The 18565-nt window shown below is 31.4% G+C and carries 17 protein-coding genes; all 17 read right to left on the reverse strand.

What is annotated here, in order from left to right; translation table 11 throughout:
- Positions 1–274 precede the first annotated feature (274 nt).
- The gene (locus QM481_RS02395; protein WP_283380516.1) at positions 275–1264 is read right to left on the reverse strand and encodes a UDP-glucuronic acid decarboxylase family protein; all 990 of its coding nucleotides are present in this window, start codon (positions 1262–1264) and stop codon (positions 275–277) included.
- Between the two features lie 72 nt (positions 1265–1336).
- Positions 1337–2650, reverse strand: a complete 1314-nt coding sequence (locus QM481_RS02400) for a UDP-glucose dehydrogenase family protein (protein ID WP_283380517.1) — start codon at positions 2648–2650, stop codon at positions 1337–1339.
- 147 nt (positions 2651–2797) lie between these two features.
- Entirely contained in the window at positions 2798–3553 is a 756-nt protein-coding gene (locus tag QM481_RS02405; RefSeq protein WP_283380518.1) for a WecB/TagA/CpsF family glycosyltransferase, read from the reverse strand.
- 49 nt (positions 3554–3602) lie between these two features.
- Positions 3603–4667 carry a glycosyltransferase gene (locus QM481_RS02410; RefSeq protein ID WP_283380519.1) on the reverse strand — a complete coding sequence of 355 codons (1065 nt, stop codon included), beginning with the start codon at positions 4665–4667 and terminating at the stop codon, positions 3603–3605.
- A 338-nt stretch (positions 4668–5005) separates the two neighbouring features.
- Positions 5006–6010 carry a polysialyltransferase family glycosyltransferase gene (locus QM481_RS02415; protein WP_283380520.1) on the reverse strand — a complete coding sequence of 335 codons (1005 nt, stop codon included), beginning with the start codon at positions 6008–6010 and terminating at the stop codon, positions 5006–5008.
- 3 nt (positions 6011–6013) lie between these two features.
- A complete protein-coding gene (locus tag QM481_RS02420; RefSeq protein ID WP_283380521.1) occupies positions 6014–7126 on the reverse strand; it encodes a glycosyltransferase family 4 protein in 1113 nt (370 codons plus the stop codon).
- A complete protein-coding gene (locus QM481_RS02425) occupies positions 7123–8259 on the reverse strand; it encodes a glycosyltransferase (protein WP_283380522.1) in 1137 nt (378 codons plus the stop codon). The genes QM481_RS02420 and QM481_RS02425 overlap by 4 nt, the downstream gene beginning before the upstream one ends.
- Before the next feature lie 40 nt (positions 8260–8299).
- Positions 8300–8971, reverse strand: a complete 672-nt coding sequence (locus QM481_RS02430; protein ID WP_283380523.1) for a hypothetical protein — start codon at positions 8969–8971, stop codon at positions 8300–8302.
- 559 nt (positions 8972–9530) lie between these two features.
- Entirely contained in the window at positions 9531–10955 is a 1425-nt protein-coding gene (locus QM481_RS02435) for an oligosaccharide flippase family protein (protein WP_283380524.1), read from the reverse strand.
- Positions 10956–11056: 101 nt separating this feature from the next.
- Positions 11057–11692 carry an acyltransferase gene (locus QM481_RS02440; RefSeq protein ID WP_283380525.1) on the reverse strand — a complete coding sequence of 212 codons (636 nt, stop codon included), beginning with the start codon at positions 11690–11692 and terminating at the stop codon, positions 11057–11059.
- A gap of 16 nt (positions 11693–11708) precedes the next feature.
- Positions 11709–12899: a hypothetical protein gene (locus QM481_RS02445; protein WP_283380526.1), complete on the reverse strand. Its 1191-nt coding sequence runs from the start codon at positions 12897–12899 to the stop codon at positions 11709–11711.
- On the reverse strand, positions 12892–13608 hold the full coding sequence (locus QM481_RS02450) for a sugar phosphate nucleotidyltransferase (protein WP_283380527.1): 717 nt from the start codon (positions 13606–13608) through the stop codon (positions 12892–12894). Before QM481_RS02450 ends, QM481_RS02445 begins: the two co-directional genes overlap by 8 nt.
- A gap of 1 nt (position 13609) precedes the next feature.
- Positions 13610–15274: a hypothetical protein gene (locus tag QM481_RS02455; RefSeq protein WP_283380528.1), complete on the reverse strand. Its 1665-nt coding sequence runs from the start codon at positions 15272–15274 to the stop codon at positions 13610–13612.
- A gap of 2 nt (positions 15275–15276) precedes the next feature.
- Positions 15277–15666, reverse strand: coding sequence for an HAD hydrolase family protein (locus QM481_RS02460; RefSeq protein ID WP_283380529.1), 390 nt, complete (start codon positions 15664–15666; stop codon positions 15277–15279).
- A gap of 35 nt (positions 15667–15701) precedes the next feature.
- Positions 15702–16337, reverse strand: a complete 636-nt coding sequence (locus QM481_RS02465; protein WP_283380530.1) for an HAD family hydrolase — start codon at positions 16335–16337, stop codon at positions 15702–15704.
- On the reverse strand, positions 16315–17013 hold the full coding sequence (locus tag QM481_RS02470) for an acylneuraminate cytidylyltransferase family protein (protein ID WP_283380531.1): 699 nt from the start codon (positions 17011–17013) through the stop codon (positions 16315–16317). Before QM481_RS02470 ends, QM481_RS02465 begins: the two co-directional genes overlap by 23 nt.
- Entirely contained in the window at positions 17003–18547 is a 1545-nt protein-coding gene (locus QM481_RS02475) for an aldolase catalytic domain-containing protein (protein ID WP_283380532.1), read from the reverse strand. Before QM481_RS02475 ends, QM481_RS02470 begins: the two co-directional genes overlap by 11 nt.
- Positions 18548–18565 lie beyond the last annotated feature (18 nt).

Consider the following 18565-nt stretch of genomic DNA (forward strand, 5'->3'; position numbering starts at 1 on the left):
TAAGCGTTTTATAGAGATTAGAATTTACATTAATTTTTTGCTAATAAACTACGTTGTATCTGAAATTAAGCGCTACTATAAGGCCATACAGGAATGATAGAATTTGATGAAAATTCTATTTAGGTCTGAAAATAAAATCAAATATAACTTAAAAGTATATCACACTTGATAGATTAACAGTAATATATTCGATATATCTTATGTTGTATTGGTCCAATCAAAAAAATATTATATATATAAATTATATTATTACATAATTCATAAAAGTAGTTGGTTATTTCTTCTCGTAATCTTCAAAACCTCTGTGATCTGCCATTTTGTATAGCTCATCGTTTGGTAATGACTTAAAGTATTCGTAAGTGATCTTTAAACCTTCTGCACGATTTACTTTTGGTTCCCAACCTAAAAGCTCCTTCGCTTTCGTAATGTTTGGTTGGCGTTGTTTCGGGTCATCTTTTGGTAATGGTAACGAAATCAACTTCTGGTTTGTACCTGTCAATTTGATGATTTCTTCACCAAATTCTTTGATTGTAATTTCATCTGGATTACCAATGTTTACTGGATAAGCATAGTCGCTCAACAACAAACGATAGATACCTTCTACTAAATCGTCAACGAAACAGAATGAACGTGTTTGTGAACCATCACCAAACATCGTTAAATCCTCTCCACGCAACGCTTGACCAATGAATGCTGGCAATACACGTCCGTCGTTCAATCGCATTCTAGGTCCGTAAGTATTGAAGATACGAACGATACGAGTTTCTAAGCCATGATACGTATGGTATGCCATCGTCATTGCTTCTTGGAAACGTTTTGCTTCGTCATATACTCCACGTGGACCTACTGGGTTTACATTACCCCAATATTCCTCTGTTTGTGGGTGTACCGTTGGGTCACCATAAACTTCCGAAGTAGAAGCAATCAATACTCTTGCATTCTTAACACGAGCCAACCCCAAACAGTTGTGGATACCCAATGAACCTACTTTAAGGGTCTGAATTGGAATCTTCAAGTAGTCAATTGGAGACGCTGGTGAAGCAAAGTGAAGAATATAATCTAATTCACCTGGAACGTGAATAAACTTCGATACATCGTGGTGATAAAACTCGAAGTTGGGTAATTTGAACAAGTGCTCAATGTTCTTTAAGTCACCTGTAATGAGGTTATCCATTGCAATAACGTGATAACCTTCCTTGATAAATCTATCGCAAAGGTGAGAGCCTAAAAAGCCTGCTCCACCTGTGATTAATACTCGTTTCATATTGTTTAGATTTCGCGATTTAGTGAACGAATATCTTTATAATTTACTCATTCACTAAATCACAATTCACCATTATTTAACTGCGTCTCTACCTATTGAGTAATAAGTATAGCCTAATTCTTTCATTTGGTCTAATTCATACAAGTTACGACCATCGAAGATTACTTTGTTTTTCAACAACACATCCATTACCTCAAACTCTGGGGTACGGAATTGTGGCCATTCTGTCATAATCAATACTGCATCCGCATCTTTGATTGCTTCATAAGGACCTTTTGTGTAGGTAATTTTGTCGCCAATAATACCCTTCACATTTTCCATAGCCTCTGGGTCAAATGCCTTGATAGTTACGCCCTCTGCCAATAATTCTTCGATATTGTACAAGGCTGGAGCCTCACGAATATCGTCGGTATATGGTTTGAAAGCTAAGCCCCACATCGCAAATACTTTACCTTTCAAATCGCCACCGAAGTGTTCTTTAATGGTTGGGATTAACTTCGTCTTTTGACCTTCATTTACGTTCATGACAGCCTTCAAAATCTGGAAGTCATATTGGTTGTCAGAAGAAGTTTTTGCTAAAGCCTGAACGTCTTTAGGAAAACAACTACCGCCATAACCAATACCTGCAAACAAGAAACGTTTCCCGATACGAGAATCCGTACCAATACCACGACGAATATCGTCTACATTGGCTCCTACTTTTTCGCAAAGGTTGGCAATCTCGTTCATAAACGTGATTTTAGTAGCCAAGAACGCATTTGCAGCATATTTAGTCATTTCAGCCGAACGCTCATCCATGAAGATAACAGGATTACCCTGACGAACCAATGGTGCATATAGCTTGTTCATCACAGCTTTTGCTTTCTCAGAACGAGTACCAATTACCACGCGGTCAGGCTTCATAAAGTCTTCTACAGCCACACCTTCACGCAAAAACTCAGGATTGGATACTACATCAAAAAGTTCTTCTGAAGCATTTTTAGCAATCGCAGCGTGTACTTTTTCGGCTGTACCTACTGGTACAGTACTTTTATCAATAACCACTACATATTGGTCTAGGATTGGACCTAAATCATCAGCAACTTTCAAGATATATTTTAAATCTGCTGAGCCATCTTCACCTGGAGGGGTTGGCAATGCCAAAAAGATTACCTTAGCATCTTTGATTCCTTCTGCCAAATTGGTCGTGAATTTCAATCTCCCTTCAGCAGTATTTCTGTTGAACAATACGTCCAAGCCTGGCTCATAGATAGGGATGATGCCATTCTTCATTTTTTCGACTTTCTTTTCGTCGATATCCACACAGGTTACTTGGTTTCCTGTCTCGGCGAAGCAAGTCCCTGTTACAAGACCCACGTAGCCCGTTCCAATTACAGCGATTTTCATGATTTTTTGAAAATGAATAAGATTATTCAGTAAGACGACTCTTCCTAATATAATTATTAGGAAATACATGTTTTATACATTAAAAAGTTATGCGCAAGAATGAAGTCTGGTATGAAGTAACATGAATATCAAACTTTTAGAGGATTGTTATGGAAAATTAGATCTATTTTTCAAGAATCTATAAAAAAAAATTCTAATAAAAAATAAAGGGATACCAACCAGATATCGATGAGCCAATCTCCTTGGTTCTAGTACAAGACGATAAAGCCATTCTAAACCAAATTTAGTTACAAATTTAGGAGGGAGTTTTACTGAACCACTAATCCACTCAAGGAATGCTCCACCTAGAATAACGACTTTCGCATTTAGCCTCTCTCGGTTCTCTATTATCCATTTTTCTTGAATCGGCATTCCAAAGCCGACCAGCAAAATATCAGGACAGAATTCATTAATTATATCAATAACCTTGTCATTTTCATGGTTTGATTTATTAAAATAACCATGATAACCATCGAGAATTAGTTTATAACCATTCTCATTGATTTTTTCAATTGCCTTTTGGAAAACACCTGGCTTTGACCCAAGTAAGAATATCGAGTAATGCTCCGTTTGACAGAATCTAAAAAAGTCCCATAACCATCTATTGTAAGCAATTTGAGAAGGTATTTCTTTTCCAAGAAAATAAGCACCCATCTGTATTCCTTTTCCATCACAAAGTACAATTGAACAGGAGTTCAAAAAATTGGCGAACCACTCTTCTTCATAAGCAATATTTGCAGAATAAATATTTAAATAGTCTATAGTAGCCTTTTGTTCATTAACAATCAGCCCTTTAATTTTATCATGTAACTCACTCAATGTCAAAGCATTAACCTTTGTTTTTAATATTTTAATTTCCTTCATATAATTTGTTTGAAGCTTCTTGTATCAATTACACGTTAACTATCGAAAATTAGAGAGCACTTGAGGCATAGTGAGATAGATACCCGTTTAGCATTACTGACTTATGGAATTGTTTAAAGAAATCACTCTCTTTCATTAAAATAGCATTCAATTTATAGCGCTCTAAATTTTGAGCCATTTTCTTAATAGCATTCGCTAATCCAGATGTATCTCCAGATTCAATCAGAATACCATTATCCTGAACAAGAGTCTTTGAAGATCCTACATTGGTTGCAATAATCGGAATACCTAGGGATGTAGCTTCTATGAATACATTAGGAAAGCCCTCAAATATTGATGACTGCACTAAAGCATCGGATATACTTAGTAAAACATTTACATCTTTACGGTGCCCTAAAAATTGAACTTTATCCAATAAATTCATTTCTAGACACATATTTTTCAACGCATTCTCCAGAGGGCCTTCTCCAACAAATAATACTTTAAAATCGATGTCAGCGATAATTGTTAAAGCTTCGACAAGCATTTTTTGATTTTTTTGCGAAGACAGGCGCCCCAAACTAAGAATAGTAAATTTATTCTTGATGCCTAATTCTATTTTTACATTTTCTATATCATCTCCTTCAATCGGAGTCAGAAAATCACCTCCCATGTTAATAACCTTATTATCGTGGTTTGGGAAAAATGGAAGATAATGCGCCTTTAAAATATCAGATAGATAAATTATAGTTTTGGGCATTAGAAGATTACTAACACCGTTATTAAGATAAATGTTGTCAAAATTAAAACAACTTTTTATCCCTAACAGCTTTTCTGCTGCAACCAAGTAAGGTAAAGTGGCTCTTTTATGTCCTTGTAAAAAAGTAATATTATTATCTTTCAAAGATTTTATTATCCGAAATATATTTTTATACTTACGCGTCTCAACTATAATATGTTTCACTCTTTTATCCAACGAAGCAGCACTTTTACCATTAGGTGCAAATAAAAAAACCTCTTTAAAATGGTTCACATAGTTATTTACAAAAAAGAGTACACGCTTCTCCTCACCTCCAAAATCAAAGTCTGGAATAATTAGTGCTATGGCTTGAGTTGATAGATTTTTAAAACTCATTTCGCTTTATTTAACTTTTACACATTATAAGATCTTATATCAGTTGATTACATTCTTAAGGACTGAATAATACAAAAGATATGTTCTCAGAGATTAAAAATGAAACAATGTTCTCATTCGCATTATCAATCTCTAAAAATCTAAATTAGGAAGTATGGATAACTATGTATAAGGAAATTATAAACCAACCTCAAAATAATTCTGGATACGATTTTGTTCTACAAAAATATATTGTGACAAATAAGTTCCATGACATAACTTATATATTCAGTCATTAAACTAAGAATTTAAGTGTACCTTTTAATTTCTAAAACCAAAAGATAAGCATAGTTCTAAAATTAATCTATTCTAAAATCTATTAATTTCTTATATCGAATATACTTTGGATCTTTCATCAACAAATATTCACACGAAATCACACTATGCCCTAGTCTTTTAGCATAATATAATAATGAGCTCCCAAAACCAATAATATTAAACTTGTTTACTTGCAACAGGATTAACTCAAAAGGGATATTTCCAGGTAGCTCTATTAGTACAAAATTATTAACGAAGAAATAGTCCTTTATTATGCGTTTATTATCTTCACTTTGTGCGGGGTGAAATTTTACAAAATTTTTATGTTTAGCAAATTTTTCAATTATCAATTTAGTATTACTTAAATACGCTTCTTTAGAGGCAAATTTCTGCTCTATAGCTGCATCAAATATAAAAACAGGGAAATCAGTATCGATGTGAACTTCAACATCGATACTAGGCCAAGTAATGATATTAGATTTATGTGGCAAAGCGCTAAATGTTTCTGCAGAAATGCCAAATGTTTCAACATGATTTCTGTATTCTTTTTTTAATGTTGAAACATTGAACATATTGTCTGTAAACCAATAACGCCTGAATCCTGAGGTAAAATAAGTAAAAAGTTTTTTCAGGGACTCTCTGAATGTTAATTTATTGAGACCTATTGAAGATGAATAACACCCTATACCTTCCTCAATAAACTTAATTCCTTTACAATGTTCGTTTGTTGCAATTGCTTGAAGGAGAAAAACACCAACATGTGGGAGATAAGCAACATAATCATTGTTAATCACTGTTGATAGCTTGTGATCTACTTGCTCAACTAATTTATTAAGTTTCCAAAAGAAAAATTCTTCTCCTCTTTTCATTGAACTGGCAAAAAGATCAGAAAAATCAACTTGAGCAAAGGTGATTGGGATAATCGTATTCTTATAATTTCTTGAATATACAAATACAACATCCTCATTTTTCAAATTGAGAAATGATACAGTTCCCAAAGCTGTCAAGAAAGTTGTATGCGAATGGATATAAAATAAATGTCGCATTATCTATTTATTTAGCATTATTTTTTCAAACATTTCAACATATTTATTCAAAATTACATCATCCGAATACATATCTTGAACCCATTTATCTTGACTTATTCTTAACCTTTCATAATTTTCATTATGTGTTTGGATAACATTTATCAATACTCTTGAAAGGTCTTTAACATCACCAGTTTTAAATAGATATCCGTTAACTCCATCTATTATCTCATCACTAAATCCAGGTTGGTCAGAGGCAATCACTGGAACATTATAATTAAATGCTATTTTCAACGGCCCGCTTTGAGTAACAACTGTATAAGGTAATACTAAATAGTGATTCTCAGAGAATAAATTTGGAATCTCACTATTGTCTATAGCCCTAATATTTAAATCAAAAATCTCAGGATATTTTATTCTTTTTTGATAGAAATCCCAGTTCTCACATGCACCTGCTATTACAACCCTTATAGATTCAAACCCTTTTTCATATACGAGACATGCAGCATCAATTAATAAATCAATATTTTTCTTAGGTCTAATGCTACCAAAAGTAAAAAAAGAAACAACATTATTGTCTTTCGGTAACGTTGCCTTACCAAAAGATTTTAATGCTAGCGGAATCATAAATACCTTATTACTGGGATATTTATTTTGAAAAAGCTTAGATTGTGATAGTGAAAATAGGTTATTAATTCTAAACCAATTGTAGGTTATAGAATAAACTACTCTGTAAATCAGCTGAAGATTAAATCCTGAATGAACTTCTCCTTGGTGTGCAGTTAAGATAGTTTTTTTTCTGTTGAAAAATAGTATAGCTAAAATAGAAAAATAAGGGGTTGGTACATAATTAAGATAGTATAAATCTCCCTTTTGTTTAATTAAATTAAAAAAAACAGCGAAATACGTGAATAAATATCTTGGATCTCTATATCTATATTTGCAAAAAATATAGTTTACAGAAAGTCCATCTATACCATTAAATTTTTCAAAGTCAGCTCTATTATAACGCGCATCTTTCGAAGGAATCATTACTGTCCAATAAATATCATATTTTTCTAGTAATTTAGGGATAATATCTATATCGCAATCAATGAAGTAATCCGGAGTAACCCATATTATTTTCTTTTTCATGACGTTAATATTGTATTAAAGCTCTTTTCAAAGAGCGAGTTAAATTTTTCCATATAAATCCTTGTTGCTATCAAATTATCTTCGAAAAAACTGTAATTCGAAATATTCCTCAGAATTAGATCACAATATTCCTTGGCACTTTCCGCTATAAGTACAGGAATCTCATTTTTATAAGGAACACCAATTACATTGTGAGGATGCGTTACTAATAGCTTACCATGAGCTAATGCTTCAAATGTCTTGATTTTCAAACCAGTTCCGTGAAAAACGGGATTTATTGTGATATTTCCGAGAGCATAAAAGCTTTCAATTTCTTCAATGCGACCAATTAATGACACAACATTTGAATACTTTCCAAGTGCATTGCAAATACTTCCCCCAATGATTAAATTGATACTACTGTCAAAAGATTTGATCATTCCTAATACATTTTCTATAAACCAAGTTATAGCCTCTATATTATGATTATTGGAACTTCCAAAAAATAATACATTTTTACTTCTCACAATAGTACTCTGCCTAATATCAAATTTCCCAAAAACACTTAAAACAGGTTTTGTTGTTAATGTCTGTAGAAAAGAAGCCTCCTCATCCTGCAATACGGCGATATAATCTGATCTATTTAATGCTTTTTGTTCCTCCAATTTTGTAGTAGAAAACCAGTCCACTCCTGTTCTTTTGAATCGATTGGTAAATACATCATGAACATATAATACTTTTTTTACTTGTTCTAGGACATTGAAGAGTTTACTAAGCCAAATATAATTTACCCAAACAATATCAAAATTGTATAATTTTTGATATTTAGAAATTGCTTTTCCCAAACCAATAGGAAACCAATCATCAACTCTATATTCATGAGTGAGTAAAATATATCTTCTTAAAAATTTATAGAAACGTTTGCATAGTTTGTAATATGGTGGCTTGTAAATTAGGAGATTATCCTGCCAATAATTTTGCATTAATTTTACCTCTTCAGGAGAAACACTATCACTAACACACATGAAAAACACATCATGTCCTAACGACTTTAGGTATGACGTATAATCCAACAAAATACTTCTACTACCATTATGGGCTGGATGAGAAGAAGCAGGATATACTACTAATATTTTTTTTACTGATGATTTCATAACATTGAATCTATTAATTGGTTTCTGAACCTTCGATATTTCACTTTGATATTTGCTTCTCAACGTAAACACATTCATACAGATAGAATACAAAAACAATTGCTATTAAAAAGTCTGAATTATATGTCGCATATGAATTTAACCCAATAAGGAATATAAATACCATAAAAAGCTTTAGGTATAAAAACTCAGATGGTAATTTTACTTTAAATGTTTTATAAAAAATAACGAGGTAAGCAATTATAGCTAATGGACCTAAATAGATATATAACCCTAGAAGCCCCAAATCATCAATAAAAAACCAATCTGTTTTTTTTAAATTTTCAGTAAATCTACCAAATTTAGATTTTGTACCGTAAGGAAATCCATTTCCTAATATTTTAGTGTATGGTGATGGTTGAAAATCCCCAATGAAATAGGTTGCAGCTTTGATTCTAATATAATCCTCCGCAGATTCTAAGTCTTTTGATGTTGTTTCACTTAGTTTCTGAAAAATTTTTGAATCAGATATGGTTTGACCTCCTAAATACAATACAATAACCAGTATAATTTTAATATAAATGCTGGAGTTTCTCAAAATATAGATTCCAGAAAGAAGCAATGTAAAGATAATGTATGTCCTAGTGAGACTAAGTATAATACAAATTAAAGAAAGTCCCATCCAGATGAACCATGAGGAACCTTCCTTATTACTAATCTTATTCAATGACATAAAATAAAACAAATAAATAAAGCCGAACCCTCTAAGTTGAATTCGTTGAAACCCTCTGGAAAGATCATGCTCAGAAAATGAATTTCTAAATATTTCAACTGGATAGATTGTAAAACTTATCAAAAATGCAAAAACAGAAACTATCCCTAACACTTTTATTAGAAACTCTATTTGATTAACTTCTATTCGGCTCCTTAGTAAATAGAAATAAAGATTGTATCCCAAAACAGGGAACAGAGATGCGTATAATGAATCGGAGAAGGATTGCTCCCAAAAAAAAAAAGAAGAAATTGAAGAAATAACTATACTTATTATTAAAATTTTAACTCCCTTGCTCAATAAAAGTTGATATTTTTGTTTCAAAAAAAAGTATACTGTCGACTCAATTACAACAAGATTCAAAATAGTATATAGATATTTACTAATATCTGACATCTCAATTAATGATGGAGAAATAAAGTTAACAGAGCAGAATGTATATAGAAAAATGAATACATACTTCATTTTCCCAGTCATAGCATTTCTCGTATTTGTAAGTTGCATATTCTCAATAATTAATTTAGTTTGTAAATTTCAAGACTTTATCCTTGTATTTAATACTAACAAGCAAGGCTATCACAGCCCCAATCGAAAGTAACCCCACTCGTATCCATATAGTTAAAAAATAAGAATAAAATGAAAAAGCAAATACTGTGATATAAATCAACAAAGCTAGAACATAGTATTTGTTTTTAAACCTAATACTTATAGCTCTTTCGAGGAAATAAAAATGATAGATTATGTTAAGAATTCCAGAAACAATAAATCCAATAGACAATCCCTTTGCTCCATACATTGCCCCAAATAAAAGGAAAGGAACAGATACAAATGCGTACAGTAATGATAACTTTGATAGTAAAACTTGCTTATTTGCTGCACTTAATATAGTACCTATTAAACAAAAAAGTCCGAATAATACCGTAAACCAGCACTGTAAAGATATAACATCTGCTGCTCTTCTATAGCTTACGCCATATAATAACTGTACCATTTCTTCTCTAAAAGTGCTAATTACTAACGCACCAGAAATACCCAAAATAAAAACTAGAAAAAAAGATATTTTTATGAGTTGGTTAAATTTAGTTGTATCCTTTACAAATAATCTAGACAAGTTAGGGTAAAGACTATTCAGTAAAGTCATTAATAATAATTGTATTGGAGATAGTATTCTGAAGCTTATGTTAAAAAAAGCAATTTCATCAGATGTGGATAGTTTTTCTAAATACATCACTGGGAATTGGGACGAAAACAGCGTAAATACCGCAAGAATGTAAAATGGAAAACCCTCTTTCAATGAGGTTAATACACTTTTAGAAGAAAAACTTATAGAACCTACTAAAACATTACTTCTTGATAATAGTGTAGCATAGCTAAGCGTTTTCAATATTTGAATAATAACTGTAAAATGAAAAACATTATCCAAAGTCAAATATACTTCATCACTCCAAATTATTACAAACGTCCAAACAAAAGATAAAGTCACATTTATATAGGCTGAAAACTTCATTTTTTGAAGGCCAAATGATATTGACTCCATTGTATCCCAATGCAGCATCATAAAGATGTAAACATATAATAATGTAATATTCGTATCATTTAATTTTATCTCACTGAAATACCTTATATAAAAAAAAATGCAAATAGATACTAATAAAAACATTAAGGTTCTGCTGAGAGTACCATTAATCAAAAGTTGTATGGGAGCCATCCCTTGTGCAATATTTCGTATGATTACATTCCTTAATCCAAGAGACGATAATACTACACTTATTGCCCCAATAGATATAATTAGGCTGTACAATCCAAAAAGATTGGGTTGCAAAAACTTCGCAATTTTAATACTACTAAGTATTGTCAAGAATTGTATAAGAATATTAGAAATAGCTAATACTGAAAAATTTTTTACAAGTGACTTTGCTAAAAGTCTTTTAATAAATTGGATCATACTTTGAAATAGTTTCGAATATGCTAGTACGAAGTACCCTATTAATAGGGTATTTCAAGTTATAGGGATAATATTTTAATATCTAAAGCCTTTCATTATGCCTACTGCCATTCGATATTCCGAGTAATAACCTTAGCTGGGACACCAGCCACGATTGATTTTTCAGGCACATTACTGGTTACAACAGCGCCCGCTGCAATAATTGCACCATCTCCAATATGTACTCCTTTGAGTATAGTCACATTCATTCCAATCCAAACATGATTACCTATAATTATAGGCTTTGTTTTCTCATGTGAAATATTTAAGATGTCATGGTTATCTGAATCACGAATACAAACATTCTCAGAAATCACTACATTATTTCCAATTTCTATTCTCTCAAAACAGCTTAAATTTAAATTATTATTTATGTAGCCTCCACCAAGTTTTAACAAAGCGTTATCATTGATATAAACTCTACTCCCCGAATAAATTCTAAATCCATTTTCTACAATTACCTTTGCATTATTCCCCAGATAAAAAAAGGACGAAAATGGTTCATTATGAAACCATTTGGCATTAAACATAAAGATTCCAGAAACAACGTCAATTTTAGCGGTTTTACGAAAATTAATATATGAATTCTTGCCAATCAAAAGCTTACCTTTTGATATACGCGATATATTTAAACTTGATAAAATATTTACATCCCTTATTAGCAATAAAAATTTACATATTTTCTTGAAAATTTTCATATTGTTTTGTAATTTCTTAGTTGTTCTTAAATAAGTTATTTATATCAATCAAATATTTGTTTTTTTGCTTCTGAGTATTCAAATAGAAACGGATGAAATTATATAACTTATAAAAAAATTTCTTTTTCTTGCGATTAATAGAAATGCCTACATGTCGATGCGTCTGAGTGAAAACTATGTTATTAGTATCTATATTTGTCATATATCCCGCTTGATATAATCTTTTCGACAAATCCACATCCTCAGCCTCTCCCCAATGAAGTGACTCATTATAACCATCTATAGATTTTAAAATTGATGTTTTAGCTATAATAAATCCACCATCAACATAAACTGTAGGATTCCACTCTAAATATGATAATGCGCCAGCTTTAATGCCTAAAAAATCAGTAAAATCCCTTTCGTAATGCATCCAATCTTGGACTCTTAATGATTGAGTTTCTTCATCAAAAACTTTGTTTGCTAAAATTTCGAAGGTATTCCCGTACTTCTTAACTTTTTCATACCAATCTTCTGAGAAAGAAATCCTATCATGGAGTAATACTAAATTATTGTAACTAGCGTTATATATTATACGATTCTTTTTGGCTGTAATGGGTATTCTTAAATCCCAGTATAAATCCGAATCATCTAACCACACAATATCTTTTCCTAAATCAAACTTTGGTTGTGGTCCACAAATTAAAATTTCATAATTTGGAATCTTGAATTCTCGAATTTGCCTAACAATATTAAAAATTCTATCATCTTTCTTTCCATCACTCACAATACCGAAACTCCAAGAATAAATACTCCCTCCCACATTTGCACCATCAGATACCTTTTCAAAAATAAACTTTGTTATTGTATCTTTCTGATCTTTCGAAATAAGTTTAAATCTCTTACCTAAAGACAATGATAATTCATACAAAAAAAATGATAATGGTCTTACATAATGACCTCCAGAATATAACTGCCCGACAGTATAATAGTCTATTACAAGATTACCTCCAACTTTCAAAAGTGAATCTAACTTTTTAAGTGTATCTCTTAAAAAATCAGTTCTTTCAAGAAAAGCAAATGTGAAAATCTCTTCAAATTTACTTCCTTCGTAGTCGCCCACGATACTCTTAGATGGAACAAATAACTCTGTATTCAATTTCACAAAATCTGACGAAAACTGTAAGCTGCATTCCTCAGGAATTAAAAACGCTTTTACTTTATTCATAATTATCCATGAAATAATTTAAATCATTTGGAGTACCCAATCCCCATACTGCACTATTTGGAAGAACAGTACCATAAACATCTTTATGATCATTGAGCATTATATTATATATTTCAGCTATGTACTTTTCACCATTTACTAAATTTCTCCCATCTTGAAATGTTTTGATGTAATATTTATAGTAATCGGCAAAAGATTTGAAATAATACAATCCTAAAGTAGCTACTGTTGATATTGGTTTTTTTTCTGCTATTTCTATAACTTTATTCTTGTCGTCAAGCTTTATAAAGCTCCACTTATCACCTTCAGCATAAAAGCCAGGAATATAACCATCACCTTTAATTTGATTCCTAAGAATATTATGTTGCTTGACAAACGTATCGATATTATATATCATTAACTCATCATAATCTCCAATAAACTCCTTTGCTTTTAATACAGTTGTTGCTTGTCCATCAGTTGTATGGTCTATTAATACTATATTGAAGTTATTTATACCAATCAATTTGCACTCTTCAGTAATAAAGCTTACTGGCTCATCCTCATTTCTAGCAATAAAAATAAAATCATCAGTAAAAAAATCATCCAATGATAACATCGACCAATGAAAAAGAGTTTTTCCTAATGCATGTATCATATATTTGGGACAATTGTATCCAGCGTCACGAAAACGTTGCCCTCGCCCAGCCATAGTTATAACAATTTTCATCTTACAAAGAATAATAAAGTTCTAAGCCTCTCATCAAAAATGCTTTTTGACGTTTCAAATCATCAGAATGTAGGGGAACCATACTTAAAAAAAGTAAGCTTTCTATAGCTAATATTTGCCTATTAACTACACCATTTTCGGCCATTAAGTTTAAAAATAACGAGGATAACTCCTCTTGTTGAGATGATTTATATATAGTTAGTTCAAACGACATTGCATTGTCATGTTCAAGTAAAGAATAGCTATCGTTTAAGATTAAATCATAGAAACCATGTACACTATGCGATATTTTTGCTAAATCATAGCGAGGATCTCCAAATACTGAGGAATCAATAAAACTACCCCTAGGGTCAATTAACTTTACTACTCCTGTTTTGATATCGTATAGAATGTTACTCAAACAAAAATCTCCATGTATCACCCCAGCAGTAGTTGTAAAGTAGGTAATATTAGAATCAATAAACGATTCTAAATTTTCAAGTAAAGTGGTTAAGGATGGATATTCCTTTTTATTCAAAACTATATTACTTTCAAAAAAACGTAGAAAGTTAGAATCTTTTTTTAATTCTAATAGTCGCTGTTTCGTTTTGTCAAAATAAAAGGCTTTTATAAAAACATCATCAACACGTCTTTCTATTTTACTAAATTCTCTTTGAATGGATAAAAGCTTTTTAAAAATTTCACGCCATTGAGATATTGATATGTTACTAAATAGATATAACTGATTTAGTGTCGGATAACTATAATACTCCATCTCTACAAAAAAAGGCTCGACATCAACTGAGTAGGAATATATAGTTGGTATGAGAGACTTCAATCTTGCTGGCAAATTCACATACCAATTTATTTCATCGATAAATTTCTTTGTATAGTTACTAAGTTTCTTTATTTTGCCCCAAAATAGGTCGATTTCGAAAGAGTTAAAATGCCTTGCGTTAAGAAATCTTGCCTTTGATTTATAAAAGGTATCTAAATGCCCCAAATCAATCCAATCATTATCATTAATTGGTACCAATTCCAATTTGGAGCGATAATTTAAGTATTTTTCTAAAGCTAAGTAAAATGAGTCTGTTTGCGTAAAAACTACAAATTCGTTCTCTAACTCTTTTCTTAAGATTGTCTGGAAAAGAAATGCATCATAAATATGTAAAACACCAGTTATAACATTTCCAACTTGAGGGCGATTTATAATGTTTTTATCATAAATATGAACTTTTGCATCAGCAGATATTGTTGTCCATCTAAATTGATCCTCAATACTTGAAGTAAAAATAAAATCGGTTTGTTCTTCAAAACCTGATATTAAGTTTAACCTGTTAAAGACAATTGTATCTCCAAAATTAATGATAAGATTGTCACCATCTTTAAGTTTACATGATTCTAATATTTTAAGGATAGAAAAACCTAATTGATTACTTAACAATTGGTTATCTGATTCAATATATACTAATTCAGCTTCAATATTTTTATTTTTGATATAATCATCAACTCTATTAAACTCGTCATGTAAACCAATCAAACATCTATCATAAGAAAAGGAGCTAAGAATATAATCCAAAGAGGTTGATGTTCCAAGTGGTAATAACACAGGGGGTATTAGACCGTAATCTAATTGCATTTCAGCAGCAATAAAACGAGCAGATGGAATAATTAAAATATTTGCCATAACTATATTTTAGCTTTCAAAAGTTCATTAATTTCTTCATGACTATACTTTAAAAACTCATCTGGTCTAATAGATTTATCGTCAACATAAAAACCATTATGCCCACACCAAGGTTTACCAAAAAATATTTCGTCAAATGGAATATCGTGTTTTTCCAACCATTTAAATAATGTTTTACCAGTATTAGCATTAATTCTGCCTAAATTACCTTCGTAGGTACGCATATTTCTCGCTGTGCTCAATATAATATAATACCCATTATCTTTATACTCCTTTAATTTTTGAATCATATCTGGAAAAGGCTCAACATCTAAATATGTTTCCCCTGCTTTAGGACTTCCACAAATTGTACCATCAATATCAAAAACTATTACATTATTCTGTTGTACCATATTTTATTTCGTTAAATAGTATAAACTATCAATTTTTAGCTATCAAGATCTTTAAAGCTTTTGATATAATTATCAGTCATCTTAAATAACTCAATGTTATTGTAGGCAATGAATGTTATACCATTAGCTACTGCAGCATCAAAGTCATTAATGGAATCCCCAATTAAAGCAACGTCTTGTGGATTATAATTGAAATTTTGTAAAATATTTTTTACAAGTTCTGTTTTGGGAGTTGGTGAACCGTTTATTGTTTTAAAAAAATTAGCTAGACCAATTGCTTCGCAGATAGAGGTCAATTCTTTTCCATCTGACCCTGAAACAATATGCATTTGAAATTTATCCGATTTGTCTTTGATGAATTCTACACTGTCACTTATAAGCAAGCTTTTGTCTAATAGTAGGTCAAACATGATATTAGAAAATGAGCCTGCTAGTTGTAAAACCCGTTCTTCACTAACTACCTCACCTCTAATGACTTCAAAAAAATAACGAAACTTAACATAACGAGACAGTCCTCCATTGCTATTGTGAAACGCCATTAGCTTCTTGACTTGCTCTTTTGGATACTCTAAAAGAACCTCTTCAAAACCTCTACCTCGAATAGGCATGGAATCCATGATTACTCCATCAAAATCCCACAATAAAACTTTAAACTTTAAAATACTTTTCATAGATTATCTCCGCTAATTTAAAATCGTCTTCCCAATCAATATCAAATGATTTTATTTTATCTAAAACAAAAAAAGCCGGGTTCAAACCGATTCTATCACTATACTTGTAGTAGTTGGAAACACTGTTGATATAAAATGCATGATTTATTTCATATAGTGGTTTTAAGTCTTGAGTTCTTGGCCACTTAACCTGCGATCTATCATGATTAATACACATTTTAGATTCTTCATCCCATAAAAATTGTTGTATTTTAGTTACACTAAATAAACTGTCAAATTCTTGAGATGCCAAAACATTCCAATATTGCTTCACTGCAAGCTCATAATCGTATTCTGTAACAAATGGTGCTGTAGCATGAACCCAAAAAATATGTTCAGAATTTATAATGCTTGGGATATAATTAATAAATTCTTCAATATTAGTAGAAGATAAACACAAATGCTCAGGACGTTCAACAATTTTAATCTTTTGAGAATTGAAACTATCTGCTACTGAAATTGTATCTGGGTCATTTGTGGATACAATGATTTCATGTACGGATTCAACTTTGAGCAATTGTTCTAGTTTTATTTTTAAAATTCCGCCACTTATACCTGCAAAATCTCTTGTATTTTTATTTATTACTCTCTCACTACCCTTTCTGGTAGGTAAAAAAAAGGATATCTTATTTTTCATAAATGTAAGAATATACAGAATCAAACTTCAACTTTTTGTACACGCTTGGAGTCAAAGAGGTTAGTGGAGATATATTATCGTTAAATAAGGAGAAAAGTGTTTCATTTTCCTCTGTTAAATCACGTTCTTTTTGAGAAAGCTGCACATCTTGGTAGCCATCATATCCTACTATAAAAACTTTGCTAGAATTAAGGAATATTGCCGTTTGAAGGGCTAATGCCGTATGTGAGTCCTTAAATTTATCCGTAAACTCAACACTGGGAAGCTCAAAGCATTTTTCTCTAACAGTGCTTGGTATATAAGTACCCATTTTGCGAGGGAAAGGAGGTAAAACACATATTCCTTCAAAATTACCAAAGTTATCAAAAACTTGTTCCATTCTATGTCCCTCATTTCCTACTAAACAGAATACCTGCTTATTGGGGATTGTGTTGTAGTGAGAAGCATTTTTAGAACTTGCATGAATTACTGTCATATTAGGATTACTTAGAATAAATTCCATAACCCCTTCGGCATGGTCCACAGCAGTTTTACCACCACCTATAATTAATATCTCATCTATACTTTCTGTACTTTCAAAAATAGGTAGTCTTTCATTGTCCTCAACTTTTGCCTTTTGATTCTGAAGAGCCTGAATAATACTATTGAAAGAATAAAAACGTGTTGTTACCCAATCCATCACATCTTTTTGTGGCAGAGAGTTTGAACCAGATATCATATAAGGCAAATTAGTTCCCCATTCATACTTTTTTAGTAATGTATCAAAGGAATTGACAACAGTCCCAAGTGCATTAAAATCTACATCCAGCCCCTCCTTTGAATTAAGTGCTGTTAACAATAGCTCGGTCTTTAAATTTCCTGCACCGCGTCCCATACCCCAGATTGTAGCATCAATGATATCTATTCCTTGAGATATTGCTGTTAGAGAGTTAATTAGTGCTAGTTCAAGATTATTATGCCCATGAAAACCCAATTTACATTTTGTATTCTCTCTAACTAGATTCATTGTTTCAATTACATCCTCAGGATAAACACCACCATATGAATCAACCATATAGAAATAGTCGGCTATTCCATCAACATTTTTCAATTCTTTTATAAAATCTCCATATTGTTTCCATTTCGACATATACATCACATTAAATCCTACTTCAAACCCTAACTTTTTCACTCCCTCAGCCAATACTAAGGCTCTTCCTAAATATTCAGGATCAATGGCAATTCTAACCATATCCACTAATCCAACTATTGGCCCAAGTAAATCTTTAATATGCTCTACTCTAATATCCTTTTCATTAAGAATAATTACGATTTTTTTTAGGGATCTCTTTCTTATGTCCTCAAGCTCATAAATAGGACAGTAAAAGTACTTACCTAAATAACCTTTCATTGGAATACTACGATAACCTACTTCTAAATAGTCAATAGGTAGATTATTCGTAGATTCAAGATATTGATTAACAAGAGATTTATCAAAATCCCAATTGGTATAATATCCACCATCTCTTAAAGTACAATCAAGAATTTTTGCCATTTCTTATAATGTTAATAG

Source organism: Flectobacillus rivi, assembly GCF_030056655.1.
Taxonomy (GTDB): domain Bacteria; phylum Bacteroidota; class Bacteroidia; order Cytophagales; family Spirosomataceae; genus Flectobacillus; species Flectobacillus rivi.

Excerpts from the sequence above, each read along its gene's own strand:
- QM481_RS02395 (WP_283380516.1), bottom strand. The coding sequence starts at position 1,264 with ATGAAACGAGTATTAATCACAGGTGGAGCAGGCTTTTTAGGCTCTCAC.
- QM481_RS02400 (WP_283380517.1), bottom strand. The coding sequence starts at position 2,650 with ATGAAAATCGCTGTAATTGGAACGGGCTACGTGGGTCTTGTAACAGGG.
- QM481_RS02405 (WP_283380518.1), bottom strand. The coding sequence starts at position 3,553 with ATGAAGGAAATTAAAATATTAAAAACAAAGGTTAATGCTTTGACATTG.
- QM481_RS02410 (WP_283380519.1), bottom strand. The coding sequence starts at position 4,667 with ATGAGTTTTAAAAATCTATCAACTCAAGCCATAGCACTAATTATTCCA.
- QM481_RS02415 (WP_283380520.1), bottom strand. The coding sequence starts at position 6,010 with ATGCGACATTTATTTTATATCCATTCGCATACAACTTTCTTGACAGCT.
- QM481_RS02420 (WP_283380521.1), bottom strand. The coding sequence starts at position 7,126 with ATGAAAAAGAAAATAATATGGGTTACTCCGGATTACTTCATTGATTGC.
- QM481_RS02425 (WP_283380522.1), bottom strand. The coding sequence starts at position 8,259 with ATGAAATCATCAGTAAAAAAAATATTAGTAGTATATCCTGCTTCTTCT.
- QM481_RS02430 (WP_283380523.1), bottom strand. The coding sequence starts at position 8,971 with ATGTCATTGAATAAGATTAGTAATAAGGAAGGTTCCTCATGGTTCATC.
- QM481_RS02435 (WP_283380524.1), bottom strand. The coding sequence starts at position 10,955 with ATGATCCAATTTATTAAAAGACTTTTAGCAAAGTCACTTGTAAAAAAT.
- QM481_RS02440 (WP_283380525.1), bottom strand. The coding sequence starts at position 11,692 with ATGAAAATTTTCAAGAAAATATGTAAATTTTTATTGCTAATAAGGGAT.
- QM481_RS02445 (WP_283380526.1), bottom strand. The coding sequence starts at position 12,899 with ATGAATAAAGTAAAAGCGTTTTTAATTCCTGAGGAATGCAGCTTACAG.
- QM481_RS02450 (WP_283380527.1), bottom strand. The coding sequence starts at position 13,608 with ATGAAAATTGTTATAACTATGGCTGGGCGAGGGCAACGTTTTCGTGAC.
- QM481_RS02455 (WP_283380528.1), bottom strand. The coding sequence starts at position 15,274 with ATGGCAAATATTTTAATTATTCCATCTGCTCGTTTTATTGCTGCTGAA.
- QM481_RS02460 (WP_283380529.1), bottom strand. The coding sequence starts at position 15,666 with ATGGTACAACAGAATAATGTAATAGTTTTTGATATTGATGGTACAATT.
- QM481_RS02465 (WP_283380530.1), bottom strand. The coding sequence starts at position 16,337 with ATGAAAAGTATTTTAAAGTTTAAAGTTTTATTGTGGGATTTTGATGGA.
- QM481_RS02470 (WP_283380531.1), bottom strand. The coding sequence starts at position 17,013 with ATGAAAAATAAGATATCCTTTTTTTTACCTACCAGAAAGGGTAGTGAG.
- QM481_RS02475 (WP_283380532.1), bottom strand. The coding sequence starts at position 18,547 with ATGGCAAAAATTCTTGATTGTACTTTAAGAGATGGTGGATATTATACC.